We start from the raw sequence: 15,304 nt of genomic DNA, 5'->3' as shown, positions 1-15,304 counted from the left end.
GCGATCAGAGGCCAGCCGGCAACGGCTGCTTGAGCCACAGCTGGGCGTTCTTTTCCAGGCTGCCGTCGGCCTTGGCGGTGGTGAGGATCTGGTTGACCTTGTCCAGCAGCTCCGGCTGGTTCTTGTTCACGCCGACATAGACCGGGGAATCCTTGAGCTTGACCTTCATCGCCGGGATGCGTTTCGGGTTGCGCTCGCTGATGGCGACCATCACCACGTTGCCGCTGGCGATCAGGTCGACCTGGCCGGCCAGGTAGGCGGCGATGGTCGAGTTGTTGTCCTCGAAGCGCTTGATGGTCACGCCTTGCGGGGCCACGGCGGTCAGCTCGATGTCTTCGATGGCGCCACGGGTGACGCTGATGGTCTTGCCCTTGAGGTCGTCGAGGGTGGCGACCGGCGCCTCGGGCGGGCCGAATACCGCCAGGTAGAAGGGTGCGTAGGCCTGGGAGAAGTCGATGACCTTCTCGCGCTCCGGGTTCTTGCCGAGGCTGGAGATCACCAGGTCGACCTTGCCGGTGGTCAGGAATGGAATGCGGTTGGTGCTGTTGACCGGGGTCAGTTCGAGCTTGACCTTGAGCTGGTCGGCCAGCAGTTTCGCGGTGTCGATATCCAGGCCGCGGGGTTTCATGTCCGGACCGACCGAGCCGAACGGCGGGAAATCCTGGGGCACGGCCACCTTGAGGGTGCCACGGGCGACGACATCGTCCAGGCCGTTGGCGTGGGCGGGCATCTGACTCAGCATCAGACTGGCAAACAGGGCAGAGAGCAGGGCGCTGAAACGCTTGGTCATGGCAAATCTCCGGATTCACGGGAAGTGATTTCTGCGCAGCGACACAGCACAGGCCGTGCCAAGCGCCGGTAAAAGCCCTGGAGTGCTGGGTTTTGCTGGTTTTGTTCGGTCTTACTGGTCTGAACAGTTGTTGGCGTTTCTGCCCCCTTATCGAGCGTCCGGCGATGCGCCCGAACCCCCTTGGGGCACGACTTGCCGGGCTCGGCGAATAGCTTTACAACTAGCTTTTTCCTGGACCGGCCAGCCTGAATTTTATGAACTCGATCTCCCGCGCCGTACCCGAGGTGGCGCTGCAAGCCATCCGCCAATTGATCAACGAGCGCGGCTTCGGCCCGGGCGATGCGCTGCCGTCGCAGCGCGATCTGGCCGTGCAACTGGGGGTCAGCCGAGCCTCGTTGCGCGAGGCGCTGTCGTCCTTGAGCGCCTTGGGCGTGATCAGCGTGCAGCCCGGCAAGGGCGTGTTCGTGCAGGCCGCGGAGTCGCCGGTCAATGGCGTGGGGCTGAGCTGGCCGTTCGCGGCCCAGGCCTCGCCGACGGATATCTTTCAGCTGCGTTATGCCCTGGAAGGCTTTGCCGCGGGGCTGGCGGCCGTGACCCTGACCGCCGACGAGCTGGATGCGCTGCAGGACAATGTCGAGGCGATGCGCAACGAGCTGCGGGCGGCGGATTTCGAGGCGGCGGCGCGGCTGGACTTCGAGTTTCACCAGAAGATCCTGCAGGCCAGCGGCAATCAGGCAATGGTGAGCATTCTCAGTACCAGCGCCGAGATCTTCCTGGAGAGCCAGAAACTACCGTTCATCCGGCCCGAGCGGGCCATGGAAACCTGGCAGGAGCACCGCAAGATCCTGCGCGGGCTGGCCCGGCATGCCTCTGGAGCGGCGCAGAAGGCCATGCAGGAGCATGTGCGTGGCGCGGCATTGCGCACCGGAATCGCCTTTGTCACCCCCGCATAGTTTCCAGTTGAGCTATACCCAAATTCATCGGGCACCATAGCGAGAGTCAATCAACTCCGGCTTCCTGAACGCGGGAAGGGCGGCTATGATGGGCCACGTTTTTTTGCTTACAACCTGGAGACTTCCATGAGCAGCGATCTTATCAAACACGTTAGCGACGCTAGCTTCGAGGCTGACGTACTCAAGGCCGAAGGCGCTGTACTGGTCGACTACTGGGCTGAGTGGTGCGGCCCATGCAAAATGATCGCTCCGGTCCTGGACGAAATCGCTGAAACCTACAAAGGCAAGCTGACCGTTGCCAAGCTGAACATCGACGAAAACCAGGAAACCCCGGCCAAGCATGGCGTGCGTGGTATCCCGACGCTGATGCTGTTCAAGAACGGCAACGTCGAAGCCACCAAGGTCGGCGCACTGTCCAAGTCGCAACTGGCTGCTTTCCTCGACGCCAACATCTAAGCGTCGTTGTAAATCGCATCAAAAAAGCCCCGTAAATAGCGGGGCTTTTTCATTATTCAGGGCTAGACGCTCAGAAACTCAGGTGTTACATTCGGCCCCGCACTGGTTTCTCCTCTGCCCCCTGCAAGCCGTCGCCGACGCTCTCCTTTTCGAATAAGTACGCGATCCTGTCGCCTTCTCCGCGGCGCGGCATCATTAAGCCAAAAGCTTAATTTCCCCCCTCCATAAATGATTACGTCATTCCTATATGAATCTGACTGAACTCAAGCAAAAGCCGATTACCGAACTGCTCGAATTGGCCGAACAGATGGGCATAGAAAATATGGCCCGTTCGCGCAAGCAGGACGTGATTTTCTCCCTGCTGAAAAAGCACGCTAAAAGCGGCGAGGAAATCTCCGGTGATGGCGTGCTGGAGATCCTCCAGGACGGCTTCGGCTTTCTTCGCTCCTCCGACGCCTCCTATCTGGCCGGTCCAGACGATATCTACGTCTCCCCGAGCCAGATCCGTCGTTTCAACTTGCGCACCGGTGACACCATCGTTGGCAAGATCCGCCCTCCAAAGGAAGGCGAGCGTTACTTCGCACTGCTGAAGGTCGACACGATCAACTACGATCGTCCCGAGAACGCGAAGAACAAGATCCTGTTCGAAAACCTGACGCCGCTGTTCCCGACCGTGCGCATGAAGATGGAAGCCGGCAACGGTTCCACCGAAGACCTGACCGGTCGTGTCATCGACCTGTGCGCCCCGATCGGTAAAGGCCAGCGTGGTCTGATCGTTGCTCCGCCGAAAGCGGGCAAGACCATCATGCTGCAGAACATCGCGTCGAACATCACCCGCAACAACCCAGAAGTTCATCTGATCGTGCTGCTGATCGACGAACGTCCGGAAGAAGTGACCGAGATGCAGCGCACCGTGCGCGGCGAAGTGGTCGCCTCCACCTTCGACGAACCGCCAACCCGCCACGTGCAGGTTGCCGAGATGGTGATCGAGAAGGCCAAGCGCCTGGTCGAACACAAGAAGGACGTGGTGATCCTGCTCGACTCCATCACCCGCCTGGCTCGTGCCTACAACACCGTGATCCCGAGCTCCGGCAAGGTGCTGACCGGTGGTGTCGATGCCCACGCCCTGGAAAAACCGAAGCGTTTCTTCGGCGCCGCGCGGAACATCGAAGAAGGCGGCTCGCTGACCATCATTGCCACCGCGCTGGTTGAAACCGGCTCGAAGATGGACGAAGTGATCTACGAAGAGTTCAAGGGCACCGGCAATATGGAGCTGCCTCTGGACCGCAAGATCGCCGAGAAGCGTGTATTCCCGGCCATCAACATCAACCGTTCCGGCACCCGCCGCGAAGAGTTGCTGACCGCCGACGACGAGCTGCAGCGCATGTGGATCCTGCGCAAGCTGCTGCATCCTATGGATGAAGTCGCCGCCATCGAGTTCCTGGTCGACAAGCTGAAACAGACCAAGACCAACGATGAGTTCTTCCTGTCGATGAAACGCAAGTAAGTCGAGCGGGACCGCAAAAGCCGGGGAAACCCGGCTTTTTGCTATCTGATTATTGATGAACGGCAGTTCACTGTTCTGAACAGTCGGGTTCGGCGCTAAACTGCCAGCCCCGAACGCCACGGCCAAAACGAGGCTCACGCATGCAGTATCGCGACTTGCGCGACTTTATCAGCGGTCTGGAACAGCGCGGCGAACTCAAGCGCATCCAGGTTCCGGTGTCCCCAGTGCTGGAAATGACCGAGGTCTGCGATCGCACCTTGCGTGCCAAAGGTCCGGCCCTGCTGTTTGAAAAGCCCACCGGCTACGACATTCCGGTGCTGGGCAACCTGTTCGGCACCCCGGAGCGCGTGGCGCTGGGCATGGGCGCCGAAGCGGTCAGCGAACTGCGGGAAATCGGCAAGCTGCTGGCCTTCCTCAAGGAGCCCGAGCCGCCCAAGGGACTGAAGGATGCCTGGTCCAAGCTGCCGATCTTCCGCAAGATCATTTCCATGGCGCCAAAAGTCGTCAAGGACGCGATCTGCCAGGAAGTGGTCATCGAAGGCGATGACGTCGACCTGGCGATGCTGCCGGTGCAGACCTGCTGGCCGGGCGATGTCGGCCCGCTGATCACCTGGGGCCTGACCGTCACCAAGGGCCCGAACAAGGACCGGCAGAACCTCGGGATCTATCGCCAGCAGGTGATCGGTCGCAACAAGGTGATCATGCGCTGGTTGAGCCACCGTGGCGGCGCGCTGGATTACCGCGAATGGTGTGAGAAGCACCCGGGCCAGCCGTTCCCGGTATCCGTGGCCCTGGGAGCCGACCCGGCGACCATCCTCGGCGCCGTGACGCCGGTGCCGGACAGCCTCTCCGAATACGCCTTCGCCGGCCTGCTGCGGGGCAACCGCACCGAGCTGGTGAAATGCCGTGGCAACGACCTGCAAGTGCCGGCCACCGCGGAAATCATCCTGGAAGGGGTGATTCATCCGGGCGAGATGGCCGATGAAGGCCCGTATGGCGACCACACCGGCTACTACAACGAAGTCGACAGCTTCCCGGTGTTCACCGTCGAGCGCATCACCCACCGGATCAAGCCGATCTACCACAGCACCTACACCGGTCGTCCGCCGGATGAGCCGGCGATTCTCGGCGTGGCGCTGAACGAAGTATTCGTGCCTATCCTGCAGAAGCAGTTCCCGGAAATCACCGACTTCTACCTGCCGCCCGAAGGCTGCTCGTACCGCATGGCGGTGGTGACCATGAAGAAGCAGTACCCCGGCCACGCCAAGCGGGTAATGCTCGGTGTCTGGTCGTTTTTGCGACAGTTCATGTACACCAAGTTCGTTATCGTCACTGACGACGATATCAACGCGCGCGACTGGAACGACGTGATCTGGGCCATCACCACGCGCATGGACCCCAAGCGCGACACGGTGATGATCGATAACACGCCGATCGACTACCTCGATTTCGCCTCGCCGGTTTCCGGCCTGGGTTCGAAGATGGGGCTCGATGCCACGCATAAGTGGCCCGGTGAAACCACTCGCGAGTGGGGCCGGGTGATCGTCAAGGATGAGGCGGTGACTCGCCGGATCGATGCCATCTGGAATCAGTTAGGAATAGATTGATGCGTGTAACCTTGCAGCCCTCCGCAGCGGTGCTTGAGACGCTGCCCGGCGAGCGGATTCTCGATGCGGCGCGGCGCCTGGGCTATGAATGCCCGCAAAGCTGCCGCAATGGCAACTGTCATGTGTGCTGTGCCTTGCTGGTGGAGGGCAGGGTCCTGCAGGCCGGCGATGTGCGCGATCACGGCGAGTTCTACACTTGCATTGCAGAGCCGCTGGAAGACTGCATCGTGCTGTGGGATGGCGTCCTTGCGCTGGGAGAGCTGCCGGTGCGCAGTCTGTCGTGTCAGGTCACCGAGTGTCTGGAGGTCGGCGGCGATGTCTGGCGGGTCCGCCTGCGGGCGCCGGCCGGCAAGCCACCGCGTTATCACGCCGGCCAGTACCTGATGCTCGAGCGGGAGAATGGCGAAAAATCGGCCTTCTCCCTGGCCTCGGCACCGCACGCCGGGCGCGAGCTGGAGCTGCACGTACTGGTGCGCGAAAGCAGTGCACAAAGCCTGATTGAACAGCTGCAGCGCAATGGCAATGTGCGCATCGAGCTGCCGTTTGGCGATACCCACCTGGCCGAGCTGCCGGACGGGCCGCTGGTGCTGATCGCCGCCGGCACCGGCATGGCGCAGATGCACAGCCTGATCGAGCATTGCCGCGCCAAGGGCTTCAAATACCCGGTGCACCTGTACTGGGGTGTGCGCCGGCCGGACGACTTCTACCAGATCGAACACTGGGACGAATGGAAGAAGCTGCCCAACCTGTTCCTGCACAAGGTGGTCAGCGACCTCTGTGGCTGGGAAGGGCGCTGCGGCATGCTGCACGAGGCGGTGAGCGAGGACATTGCCGACCTGTCGGCGGTGCATGTCTACGCCAGCGGCTCGCCAGCGATGATCTACGCGACCCTGGACGCGCTGGTTGAAGCGGGCATGGATGCGCACCAGATGCGCGCCGATGTATTTGCCTACGCTCCTCGGTCCTGAGTTCTCGGGACTGTCCCTCGTTATAACTTCCGATATAGCCCATCGGTATTTATTTAATTAGATAAATGCCGGTAGGTTATATGCCACGCATTATTGAAAGTTAAAACTCTTCGATGGCACTTAACTTGCCTTGAAACACTTGAAACATATGTGTCTTGGAGTTACAGCCGTGCGTTCTATTAAGTAATTCTTTATACGCGGGGAGCCGAACGCTATTCGCCATGACAGCCATTGAATCCAGTTTTTTGAATCTGGCTTACCCTCCGCGGCTCGACCTGGGGCCGCAGCTCACCCACGAACAGCTCCTCAGCTCGATGCAGTCCACCATGGCACGCCACAAGGGCGGGCCGGTCTGGTTGTTTGCCTACGGTTCGCTGATCTGGCGCCCCGAATGTTCGGCGGTCGAGCGCATGCGCGGGCGGGTGCATGGCTACCATCGCGGCTTGTACCTGTGGTCCCATGAACACCGTGGCACGCCGGAGAAGCCGGGGCTGGTCTTTGGCCTGGATCGTGGCGGTTCCTGCAGCGGCTTCGCCTACCGCTTGCCGGAAGAACAGCTGGAAACCTCGCTGTATGCGCTGTGGCAGCGCGAGATGCCGTACCCGTCCTATCGCCCGCACTGGCTCAACTGCCGTCTCGAAGACGGTAGCCGGGTTCAGGCCCTGGGGTTCGTTCTGGAGCGACACCTGCCCAGCTATGCCGGCAACCTGCCGGACCATGTGCTGAGCCAGGTATTTGAAAGCGCCTGCGGGCGCTACGGCACCACTCGCGATTATGTCGAGCAGACCGTGCACGCCCTGCGTAGCCACGCCATGCCAGACCGTAATCTGGAGGCGCGGCTCAAGCGCTGTAAGTCAGCAACCCACTAGGCAATGGCTTCGCGGCTCTGGCTGGCGACCTGTTTGTGCCACAGGGTCGGGGCCAGGAAGGCCATCGACAGCAGGCAGGCGCCTACCAGCAGGACAAAACCGCCGTCCCAGCCGAAGTGGTCCACGGTGTAGCCCATCGCCGCGCTGGCCGCGACCGAGCCACCCAGGTAGCCGAACAGACCGGTAAAGCCCGCGGCGGTGCCGGCGGCTTTCTTCGGTGCCAGCTCCAGGGCCTGCAGGCCGATCAGCATCACCGGGCCGTAGATCAGGAAGCCGATGGAGAACAGCGCGATCATGTCGATGGTCGGGTTGCCGGCCGGGTTCAGCCAGTACACCAGGGTCGCCACGGTCACCAGGGCCATGAACACCATGCCGGTCAGGCCACGGTTGCCACGGAAGATCTTGTCCGACATCCAGCCGCACAGCAGGGTGCCCGGAATCCCCGCCCACTCGTAGAAGAAGTAGGCCCACGAGGTTTTATCCACGGTGAAGTGCTTGGCTTCCTTGAGGTAGGTCGGCGCCCAGTCCAGTACGCCGTAGCGCAGCAGGTAGACGAAGACGTTGGCCATGGCGATGTACCAGAGCATTTTGTTGCGCAGCACGTATTTGACGAAGATTTCCTTGGCGCTGAATTCTTCTTCGTGGCTGGCGTCGTAGCCTTCCGGGTAGTCGTTCTTGTATTTCTCGATTGGCGGCAGGCCGACCGATTGCGGGGTGTCGCGCATGGTGACGAAGGCGAACAGCGCCACCATCAAGGCCACGGCGGCCGGGACGTAGAACGCCGCGTGCCAGTCGTTGAACCAACCCATGCCGAGCAGGAACAGCGGGCCGATCAGGCCGCCGCCGACGTTGTGCGCAACGTTCCATACCGAAACCACGCCGCCGCGTTCCTTCTGCGACCACCAGTGCACCATGGTCCGCCCGCTTGGCGGCCAGCCCATGCCCTGGGCCCAACCGTTGATGAACAGCAGGATGAACATCATGGTCACGCTGGATGTGGCCCAGGGTGCGAAACCGAAAATGAACATCACCCCGGCCGACACCAGCAGGCCGAAGGGCAGGAAGTAGCGCGGGTTGGAGCGGTCGGACACCAGGCCCATGAGGAACTTGGACAGGCCGTAGGCGATGGCGATCGCCGACATGGCCAAGCCCAGCTGACCGCGGGTGTAACCCTCTTCGATCAGGTACGGCATGGCCAGGGAGAAGTTCTTGCGCAGCAGGTAGTAGCCGGCGTAGCCGATGAAGATCCCGGCGAAGATCTGCCAGCGCAGGCGGCGGTAGGTGCTGTCTATTTTTTCGTCAGGCAGGGGCGCCTGGTGTGCGGCAGGTCGAAAGAAAGCAAACATTCAAGAGCTCCAAATTTCTTGTTTTGACTGCGGATGCGAATGTTACAGTTTCGTTACCGAAAATAGCACTGCATCTTATCTGGGAGCACGCAACACAGGAGCATTTGCATGTTCTTTTACGAACATGTCGCTTAAAGATAAGCAGGGGGCGTTTCTGGTGCCGGCGGCTGCGGCGGGTGGGAGAAGAGCTTGCTCACGATAAACAGGTTCATCCGGTTATTGCGAGCAGGCTCCGGTAGAGCGCAGGGGATTCAGCGAACCTGGACCACCACCTTGCCCACCGCCTTGCGCTGGCCAAGATCGTTGATGGCGCTGGCGGCGTTGCTCAGCGGATAGACCTGCGAGACCAGCGGTTTCAACTTGCCTTCGGCGAACCAGCCGAACAACTGCTGGAAGTTCGCCGCGTTGTCCTGGGGCTGGCGCTGGGCGAACGAACCCCAGAACACACCCACCACCGCGGCGCCCTTGAGCAGCGCCAGGTTGACCGGCAGCTCGGGAATGCGTCCGCTGGCAAAACCCACCACCAGCAGCCGGCCGTTCCAGGCGATGGAGCGGATGGCCTGGTCGAACAGGTCGCCGCCGACCGGGTCGTAGATCACGTCGGCGCCCTGGCCGTCGGTCAGGCGCTTGACCTCGTCCTTCAGGCTGGTTTCGCTGTAGTTGATCAACTCATCGGCGCCGGCGGCCTTGGCCACCGCGAGTTTCTCGGCGCTGCTGGCGGCGGCGATGACCCGGGCGCCCATGGCCTTGCCGATTTCCACCGCCGCCAGGCCGACACCGCCGGAAGCGCCGAGCACCAGCAGGGTTTCACCCGGTTGCAGGTTGCCGCGCTGCTTGAGGGCATGCATCGAGGTGCCGTAGGTCATGCTGAAGGCGGCAGCGGTATTGAAGTCCATCGACGCTGGAATCGGCAGGACGTTGTAGCCCGGCACCGCCACTTCCTCGGCGAAGCTGCCCCAGCCGGTCAGCGCCATGACCCGGTCGCCGACCTTGAGGTGGCTCACCTTCTCGCCGACAGCGCCGACCACTCCCGCGGCCTCGCCACCGGGCGAGAACGGGAAGGGTGGCTTGAACTGGTATTTGCCCTCGATGATCAGCGTGTCCGGGAAGTTCACCCCGGCTGCGTGCACCTGCAGCAGGATTTCGTTCTTCTTCGGTACAGGACTCGCGACGTCTTCCAGCACCAGCGTTTCGGCGGGGCCGAAGGCTTTGCACAGCACGGCTTTCATCAGGGCTATTCCTTTGGGAGTGATGGCCGATAAGTGTAGGTGGGTGAATAACGCGGTCAACGAGCATGCCCCGGCCTGATAACCAGCCATAAGCTTTGTGCTTGGGCTCAGGCAGAGGGGCCTTTATGCTAGACCGCCTACCGGATAAGGAGCGAATTGTGAAAGCGTGGATCATGTTGATGCTGGCCCTGTCTCTGCCCATGGCAGCCATGGCCGAGGAAGCTAAAGAGGGCGAAGCACCGAAAGTCAGTTACATCAGCCTGAACCCGCCGTTCGTGGGTAACTACGGCCTGGATGGCGGCCCCAAGCTCAAGGTCTACAAGGCTGACGTCGCCCTGCGGGTGACCGGCGATGCCGCCGCCCAGGCGGTGAGGGCCAACGAGCCGTTGATCCGCAACCAGCTGGTGGCGCTGTTCGCCCAGCAGACCACGGAAACCATGAACAACGTCGAAGCCAAGGAAAAGCTGCGCCAGGAAGCCCTGAAGCAGACCCAGCAGGTGATGAACGACGAAACCGGCAAGCCGGTGGTGGAAGACCTGCTGTTCAACAACCTGATCATCCAGTAACGCTGGATCCGTAGGAGCGAGGCTTGCCCGCGATAGCGATATCGCGGACCCCGCCAAATTCCAGCCTGACGGCTGATCGCGAGCAAGCTTCGCTCCTACCAGTCGCTCAGGACGCCAGGCTCCTGCGAAACCTCGCCAGGGCAATGCCAAAGAACAGCAGGCCGATCACCGCCAGGGCCAGCAGGTCTGGCCAGACCACCCTGATGCCGGCATCGCGAAACAGGATCGCGGCGCTGAGGCTGACGAAGTGCGTCGACGGCGAGCCCTGCATCACCCATTGCAGCCACTGAGGCATGCTGTCCAACGGGGTGCTGCCGCCCGACAGCAGCAACATCGGGATGATCACCGGAATCGCCAGCAAGCCGAATTGCGGGGTCGAACGCGCCAGCGTGGCGAGAAAGATCCCCAGCGCGGTGCTGGCGAACAGGTAAAGCGCGGTCACCGCGAGGAACAGCCCCAGCGAACCGGCCAGCGGCACGCCCAGCACGCCTTTGACGATCACCTCCAGCGACACCCAGGTGCAGAGCACCACCACCAGCATGTTGCTCCAGATCTTCGCCAGCATGATTTCCAGGGCGGTCAGCGGCAGCACCAGCAGATGGTCTAGGGTGCCGTGCTCGCGCTCGCGCAGCAGCGCCGTACCGGTCAGGATAATGGCCAGGATGGTGATGTTGTTGACGATCTGGATCACCGCCAGAAACCAGCCGCCCTGCAGATTGGTGTTGAACAGCGCGCGACTGGTCAGTTGGGCCGGCATCCGGCTTGCGGGGTCGGCCTGGCTGTAGTTCGACAGTTCACGCTGGAAAATCCGCCCGATATAACCGGCGCCCATGAAGGCCTGGCTCATGGCGGTGGCGTCGACATTCACTTGCACGCTGGGTTGGCGCCCGGCCAGCAGGTCGTTCTGGAAGTTGGCTGGCACATTGATGACGAAGGTGAACTGGCCGCTGTCCATGACCTGGTCCAGCTGGTCGTAGGGCAACGGCTCCGGGTTCTGGAATTCCGGGGGTTGCAGGGCCTCGGCCAGCTGGCGCGAGAGATGGCTGTGGTCTTCGTCCACCAGCGCGACGCTGGCGTTGTGCACGCCGATCACCGACCCGGCCGCGGGCATGTAGATGGCCACAGTGAAGGCGTACAGCAGGAACAGCAGCAACACGCTGTCGTGTCGCAGGCTGGTGAGTTCCTTGAGGCCCAGGCGCAGGATGTGGTTGAACCGGTGCATCAGGCCTCCTGCTTTTTCAGCATCGCCAGGCTCAGCCCGGTGAACCCGAGGAAGAACCCGAACAGCGCCAGGCACTGTGGCCACAGCTGGCGCAGGTCCAGGGCCTTGGTGAAGGTGCCGACGGCAATGTCGAGGAAGTAACCGGCGGGGAACAGCTGCCCCATCAGCGCCGCGGCGCCGTCCAGCGACGAGCGCGGCACGATCAGTCCGGAGAACTGGATGGTCGGCAGGCTGGTGATGATCATGGTGCCGAGGATCGCCGCGATCTGGGTGCGGGTGAAGGCGGAAATCAGCAGGCCCAGGCTGGTGGTGGCCAGCACGTACAGCAGGCCGCCGAAGGCCAGGGTCAGGCCGCTGCCCTTGAAGGGCACGCCGAACAGCCAGCGGTTCATGGCCACCAGCAGCGCCAGGTTGATCAGGCTCAGGCCCAGGTAAGGCGCCTGCTTGCCCAGGAGAAACTCCAGGCGCTTGAGTGGTGTGGCGTAGAAGTTGGTGATCGAGCCCAGTTCCTTCTCGCGCACGATGCCCAGCGCCGTGAGCATCGCCGGGATGAACGCCAGGATCAGCGCCATCACCCCGGGGCCGATGGCATTCACGCTGACCACGTCCTGGTTGTAGCGAAAGCGCGTTTCCAGGCGGGCCGCGGGGGGCCGCCCCGGGGCCCGGCTGCTGTGTTCGGCGAGCAATTCGATATTGGCTTGATGCACTGCTTCGACATAGTTGCGACTGGTCTCGGCGCGAAACGGCATGCCGCCGTCGAGCCAGGCGGCCACCGCGGGCTGGCGCCCGGCGTACAGATCGCGACCGAAGCCGGGGGGAATCTCCAGGGCCAGCTTGATCTCCGAGCGTTGCAGGCGCCGGTGCAGCTCGGCGGCGTCACGGATCGGCTTCTGCTCCTTGAAGTAGCGGGAGCTGCGGAAGGCTTCCAGGTAGGCGCGGCTTTGCGGCGTCTGGTCCTGGTCGTAGACGGCGAAGGCGAGGTTTTCCACGTCCAGGGAAATGCCGTAGCCAAAGATCACCATCATGAACAGCGCCCCGAGCAAGGCGAAGCTCAGGCGCACCCGGTCGCGCATCAGCTCCTTGCCTTCACGGGTGGCCACGGCGATCAGGCGCGACAGGCTGAAGCGCCGACCGTCACTGTGCATGGCGCTGGCGACCTCGGGCTGTTCCGTGGCTGGGGGCGGTGGTTCCGACGTGCCCTGGGCGTCTTCCAGGCAGCGGACAAAGGCGGCTTCCAGGGTTTCGCCGGCGAACTGTTGCTGCAGGGCGGCCGGCGTATCGCAAGCCAGCACCTGGCCGGCGTGCATCAGCGAGATGCGGTCGCAGCGCTGGGCTTCGTTCATGAAGTGGGTGGACAGAAAGATCGTCACCCCCTGCTCCCGCGACAGCTCGATCAACAGGCGCCAGAAGTCATCGCGGGCCGCCGGGTCGACGCCCGAGGTCGGCTCGTCGAGGATCAACACTTCCGGGCGGTGCAGCACCGCCACCGCCAGGGACAGGCGCTGGCGCAAGCCCAGGGGCAGGGCGCCGGAGGGTTGTTCGGCAATCTCCTGGAGGGCGAAACGGCGGATCAGCTCTTCGATCCGCGGGCCGCTCTCGGCCTTGTGCAGGTCGAACAGCCGGGCGTGCAGCACCAGGTTCTGGCGCACGCTGAGTTCGCCGTACAGCGAAAAGCTCTGGGACATGAAGCCCACGCGCTTGCGGGTGGCCAGGTCCTTGGCGTCCACCGGGTTGCCCAGCAGTTTGGCGCTGCCCTCGGTGGCCGGCATCAGCCCGGTCAGGACCTTCATGGTGGTGGTCTTGCCGCAGCCGTTGGAACCGAGGAAGCCGAAAATCTCGCCCCGGCCAATGGCGAAGCTGACCTTGTTCACGGCGGTGAAATCGCCGAAACGCAAGGTCAGCTCATGGGCCTCGATGGCGATTTGCTGGTTGTCTGTGGTTCTTGGCGGGATCACCAGCGGCTGGTTGTCATGCCCGCTGTCGCCCTGAAAGTGGGTGAAGGCATCGTCGAGCTTGCCACTGGGCGTGACGATGGCCAGTTCCCGGCTCAAGCCCTGGGCAATCAGCCGGCCGCGGTCGAGCATCAGGCAGTGTTCGAACTGTTCGGCTTCCTCCATATAGGCGGTGGCCACCAGCAGCGTCAGTTGCGGGCGCTGGCGGCGAACCTCGTCCACCAGTTCCCAGAAGCGCCGCCGCGACAGCGGGTCGACACCGGTGGTGGGCTCGTCAAGGATCAGCAGGTCCGGCTCATGGATCAGCGCGCAGCACAGCCCGAGCTTCTGCTTCATCCCACCGGACAGCTTGCCCGCGGGCCGTTCGGCGAAGCGCAGCAGGTCGGTGGCCAGCAACAGGTTGTGCATGCGCTGTTCGCATTGGCTTTTCGACAGGCCGAACAGGGTGGCGAAGAAGCGGATGTTTTCCTGGATCGACAGCTCGGGATACAGGTTGCCGCCCAGGCCCTGGGGCATGAAGGCGATCCGTGCGTACAGGCTGTTGCGATGGCGACGTTGCTCGATGGAGCCGCCGAACACTTGCAGTTGGCCCTGCTGCAGCTTCTTCACCCCGGCGATCAAGCCCAGCAGGCTCGACTTGCCGGCGCCATCCGGGCCGATCAGCCCGCAGCGGGTGCCGGCGGGCAGGCTGAAGGTGAGGTCGGCCAGGGCCTGTTGCGAGCCATAACGGTGATTGATGCCGGTGGCCTGCAGCGCCAGCTCGTTCATTGCAGGTTGGCCGGCCAGTCCACGGTCGCGGTGCGCACGTAGCCGGCGCCGGGCATGCCCGGCTTGGCCTGCGGAACGGCGCTGGGTTCGGTCAGCCGCAGCTTGACGCGGAACACCAGTTTTTGGCGCTCATCGCGGGTTTCCACTTCCTTGGGGGTGAACTGGGACTTGGCCGCGACAAAGCTGATTTTCGCCGGCAGCGGTTGATCGGGTAGGGCGTCGAGGAGGATCCGCGCCTCGCTGCCGACGGCCAGGCGGCCGGTCACTGAAGCGGACAGGTAGAGGTTCATGTACTGGTCGCTCGGGTCGATCAGCAGCAACACCCGGCCGCCGGCGCCCAGCACCTCGCCCGGTTCGGCCAGGCGCAGCTGGATGATGCCGTCGATGGGCGCGCGCAGGCTGCTGTCGTCGATCTCGCTGGTCAGTTGGGCAACCAGCGCCTTGGCCGAGCCAATGGCAGCGCGCACCGCGGCGACCTGGGCCTGGGCTGCCTGGACGGCGGCGTTGCCAGTGTTCAGGCGCGCCTGCTGCTGGTCGATGATCTGCTGGCTGGCGAAACCACGCTTGAACAGTTCCCGGGAGCGCTTGAGTTCCTGGTTGGCCAGCAGCAGTTCGCTCTGGCGCAGCTGCACGTTGGCTTCGGCCGCCGCGAGGTTTTCCCGGGTGCGCACCACATCGGCCTCGGCCTGGGCGCGCTGGGCTTCCAGGGTGCGGGTGTCCATGCGGGCCAGCAGCTGGTCCTTGGATACTTTGTCGCCTTCGTCGACCAGCACTTCGGCCAGGCGTCCGGGCGTCTTGCTGGCGATCTGCACTTCGGTGGCTTCAAGCCGGCCGTTGCCCATGCTCAGGCCTTCGGGCAGGCGGTCCAGGGTGGATTTCCAATAACCAAAACCGCCCGCGATCAGCAGCAATGCCAGCAAGGCGAAGGCAAAAAGACGGGAGGAGCGGTGATTCGTCGGCATTGGGGGTATCCCTGCGGCTATAGCGTTCTAGTCTGGCGGCTCAAGCCGTTAGGCGACTTGATGTCCGTCAAATGAACGGGCAAGCCTAGTACGTTGTGCGCGGGATGCC

13 protein-coding genes are annotated in these 15,304 nt (G+C 62.9%); 7 read left to right on the top strand and 6 right to left on the bottom strand.

Translation table 11 applies throughout. The features are described 5' to 3' along the window. Positions 1 to 4 precede the first annotated feature (4 nt). Positions 5 to 790 (bottom strand): transporter substrate-binding domain-containing protein, encoded by a 786-nt coding sequence (locus DK261_RS03065; protein ID WP_016703202.1) that lies wholly within the window; start codon positions 788 to 790, stop codon positions 5 to 7. A gap of 254 nt (positions 791 to 1,044) precedes the next feature. On the opposite strand from DK261_RS03065, the gene DK261_RS03060 reads away from it, so the two are divergent. From DK261_RS03060 to DK261_RS03035, 6 genes are all read left to right on the top strand, one after another. Continuing rightward, positions 1,045 to 1,743, top strand: a complete 699-nt coding sequence (locus tag DK261_RS03060) for a FadR/GntR family transcriptional regulator (protein ID WP_009051417.1) — start codon at positions 1,045 to 1,047, stop codon at positions 1,741 to 1,743. 126 nt (positions 1,744 to 1,869) lie between these two features. After that, on the top strand, positions 1,870 to 2,199 hold the full coding sequence (trxA, locus tag DK261_RS03055) for a thioredoxin TrxA (protein ID WP_003206727.1): 330 nt from the start codon (positions 1,870 to 1,872) through the stop codon (positions 2,197 to 2,199). Between the two features lie 247 nt (positions 2,200 to 2,446). Then, positions 2,447 to 3,706, top strand: coding sequence for a transcription termination factor Rho (gene rho, locus DK261_RS03050; RefSeq protein WP_007926725.1), 1,260 nt, complete (start codon positions 2,447 to 2,449; stop codon positions 3,704 to 3,706). A 140-nt stretch (positions 3,707 to 3,846) separates the two neighbouring features. Continuing rightward, on the top strand, positions 3,847 to 5,313 hold the full coding sequence (ubiD, locus tag DK261_RS03045) for a 4-hydroxy-3-polyprenylbenzoate decarboxylase (protein ID WP_009046125.1): 1,467 nt from the start codon (positions 3,847 to 3,849) through the stop codon (positions 5,311 to 5,313). Then, complete coding sequence (locus DK261_RS03040; protein WP_038635977.1) at positions 5,313 to 6,281, top strand: CDP-6-deoxy-delta-3,4-glucoseen reductase; 969 nt, start codon at positions 5,313 to 5,315, stop codon at positions 6,279 to 6,281. The genes ubiD and DK261_RS03040 overlap by 1 nt, the downstream gene beginning before the upstream one ends. A gap of 221 nt (positions 6,282 to 6,502) precedes the next feature. Next, the gene (locus tag DK261_RS03035) at positions 6,503 to 7,150 is read left to right on the top strand and encodes a gamma-glutamylcyclotransferase (protein WP_009051415.1); all 648 of its coding nucleotides are present in this window, start codon (positions 6,503 to 6,505) and stop codon (positions 7,148 to 7,150) included. Here DK261_RS03035 and glpT read toward each other — a convergent pair. Beyond that, positions 7,147 to 8,496, bottom strand: a complete 1,350-nt coding sequence (glpT, locus tag DK261_RS03030) for a glycerol-3-phosphate transporter (RefSeq protein ID WP_007926732.1) — start codon at positions 8,494 to 8,496, stop codon at positions 7,147 to 7,149. The genes DK261_RS03035 and glpT overlap by 4 nt on opposite strands. A gap of 251 nt (positions 8,497 to 8,747) precedes the next feature. Continuing rightward, positions 8,748 to 9,725 (bottom strand): NADPH:quinone oxidoreductase family protein, encoded by a 978-nt coding sequence (locus DK261_RS03025; RefSeq protein ID WP_028683683.1) that lies wholly within the window; start codon positions 9,723 to 9,725, stop codon positions 8,748 to 8,750. A gap of 158 nt (positions 9,726 to 9,883) precedes the next feature. Between DK261_RS03025 and DK261_RS03020 the strand changes: the two genes are divergently transcribed. After that, positions 9,884 to 10,291, top strand: coding sequence for a flagellar basal body-associated protein FliL (locus DK261_RS03020; protein WP_009051412.1), 408 nt, complete (start codon positions 9,884 to 9,886; stop codon positions 10,289 to 10,291). A 106-nt stretch (positions 10,292 to 10,397) separates the two neighbouring features. On the opposite strand, the gene DK261_RS03015 is transcribed toward DK261_RS03020, so the two are convergent. Genes DK261_RS03015 through DK261_RS03005 form a run of 3 tightly spaced genes read right to left on the bottom strand, consistent with a single transcriptional unit; the run spans position 10,398 to position 15,195 of the window. Continuing rightward, positions 10,398 to 11,513 carry an ABC transporter permease gene (locus tag DK261_RS03015; RefSeq protein WP_028683684.1) on the bottom strand — a complete coding sequence of 372 codons (1,116 nt, stop codon included), beginning with the start codon at positions 11,511 to 11,513 and terminating at the stop codon, positions 10,398 to 10,400. Further along, a complete protein-coding gene (gene rbbA, locus DK261_RS03010) occupies positions 11,513 to 14,233 on the bottom strand; it encodes a ribosome-associated ATPase/putative transporter RbbA (RefSeq protein ID WP_110175271.1) in 2,721 nt (906 codons plus the stop codon). Before rbbA ends, DK261_RS03015 begins: the two co-directional genes overlap by 1 nt. Continuing rightward, a complete protein-coding gene (locus DK261_RS03005; protein ID WP_009051409.1) occupies positions 14,230 to 15,195 on the bottom strand; it encodes an HlyD family secretion protein in 966 nt (321 codons plus the stop codon). Before DK261_RS03005 ends, rbbA begins: the two co-directional genes overlap by 4 nt. Between the last annotated feature and the right edge of the window lie 109 nt (positions 15,196 to 15,304).

This window comes from Pseudomonas sp. RW409, assembly GCF_003184125.1.
GTDB lineage: Bacteria > Pseudomonadota > Gammaproteobacteria > Pseudomonadales > Pseudomonadaceae > Aquipseudomonas > Aquipseudomonas chlororaphis_I.
The sequence above is the reverse complement of the archived record's forward strand: the minus strand, read 5'-3'. Positions and strand labels throughout refer to the sequence as shown.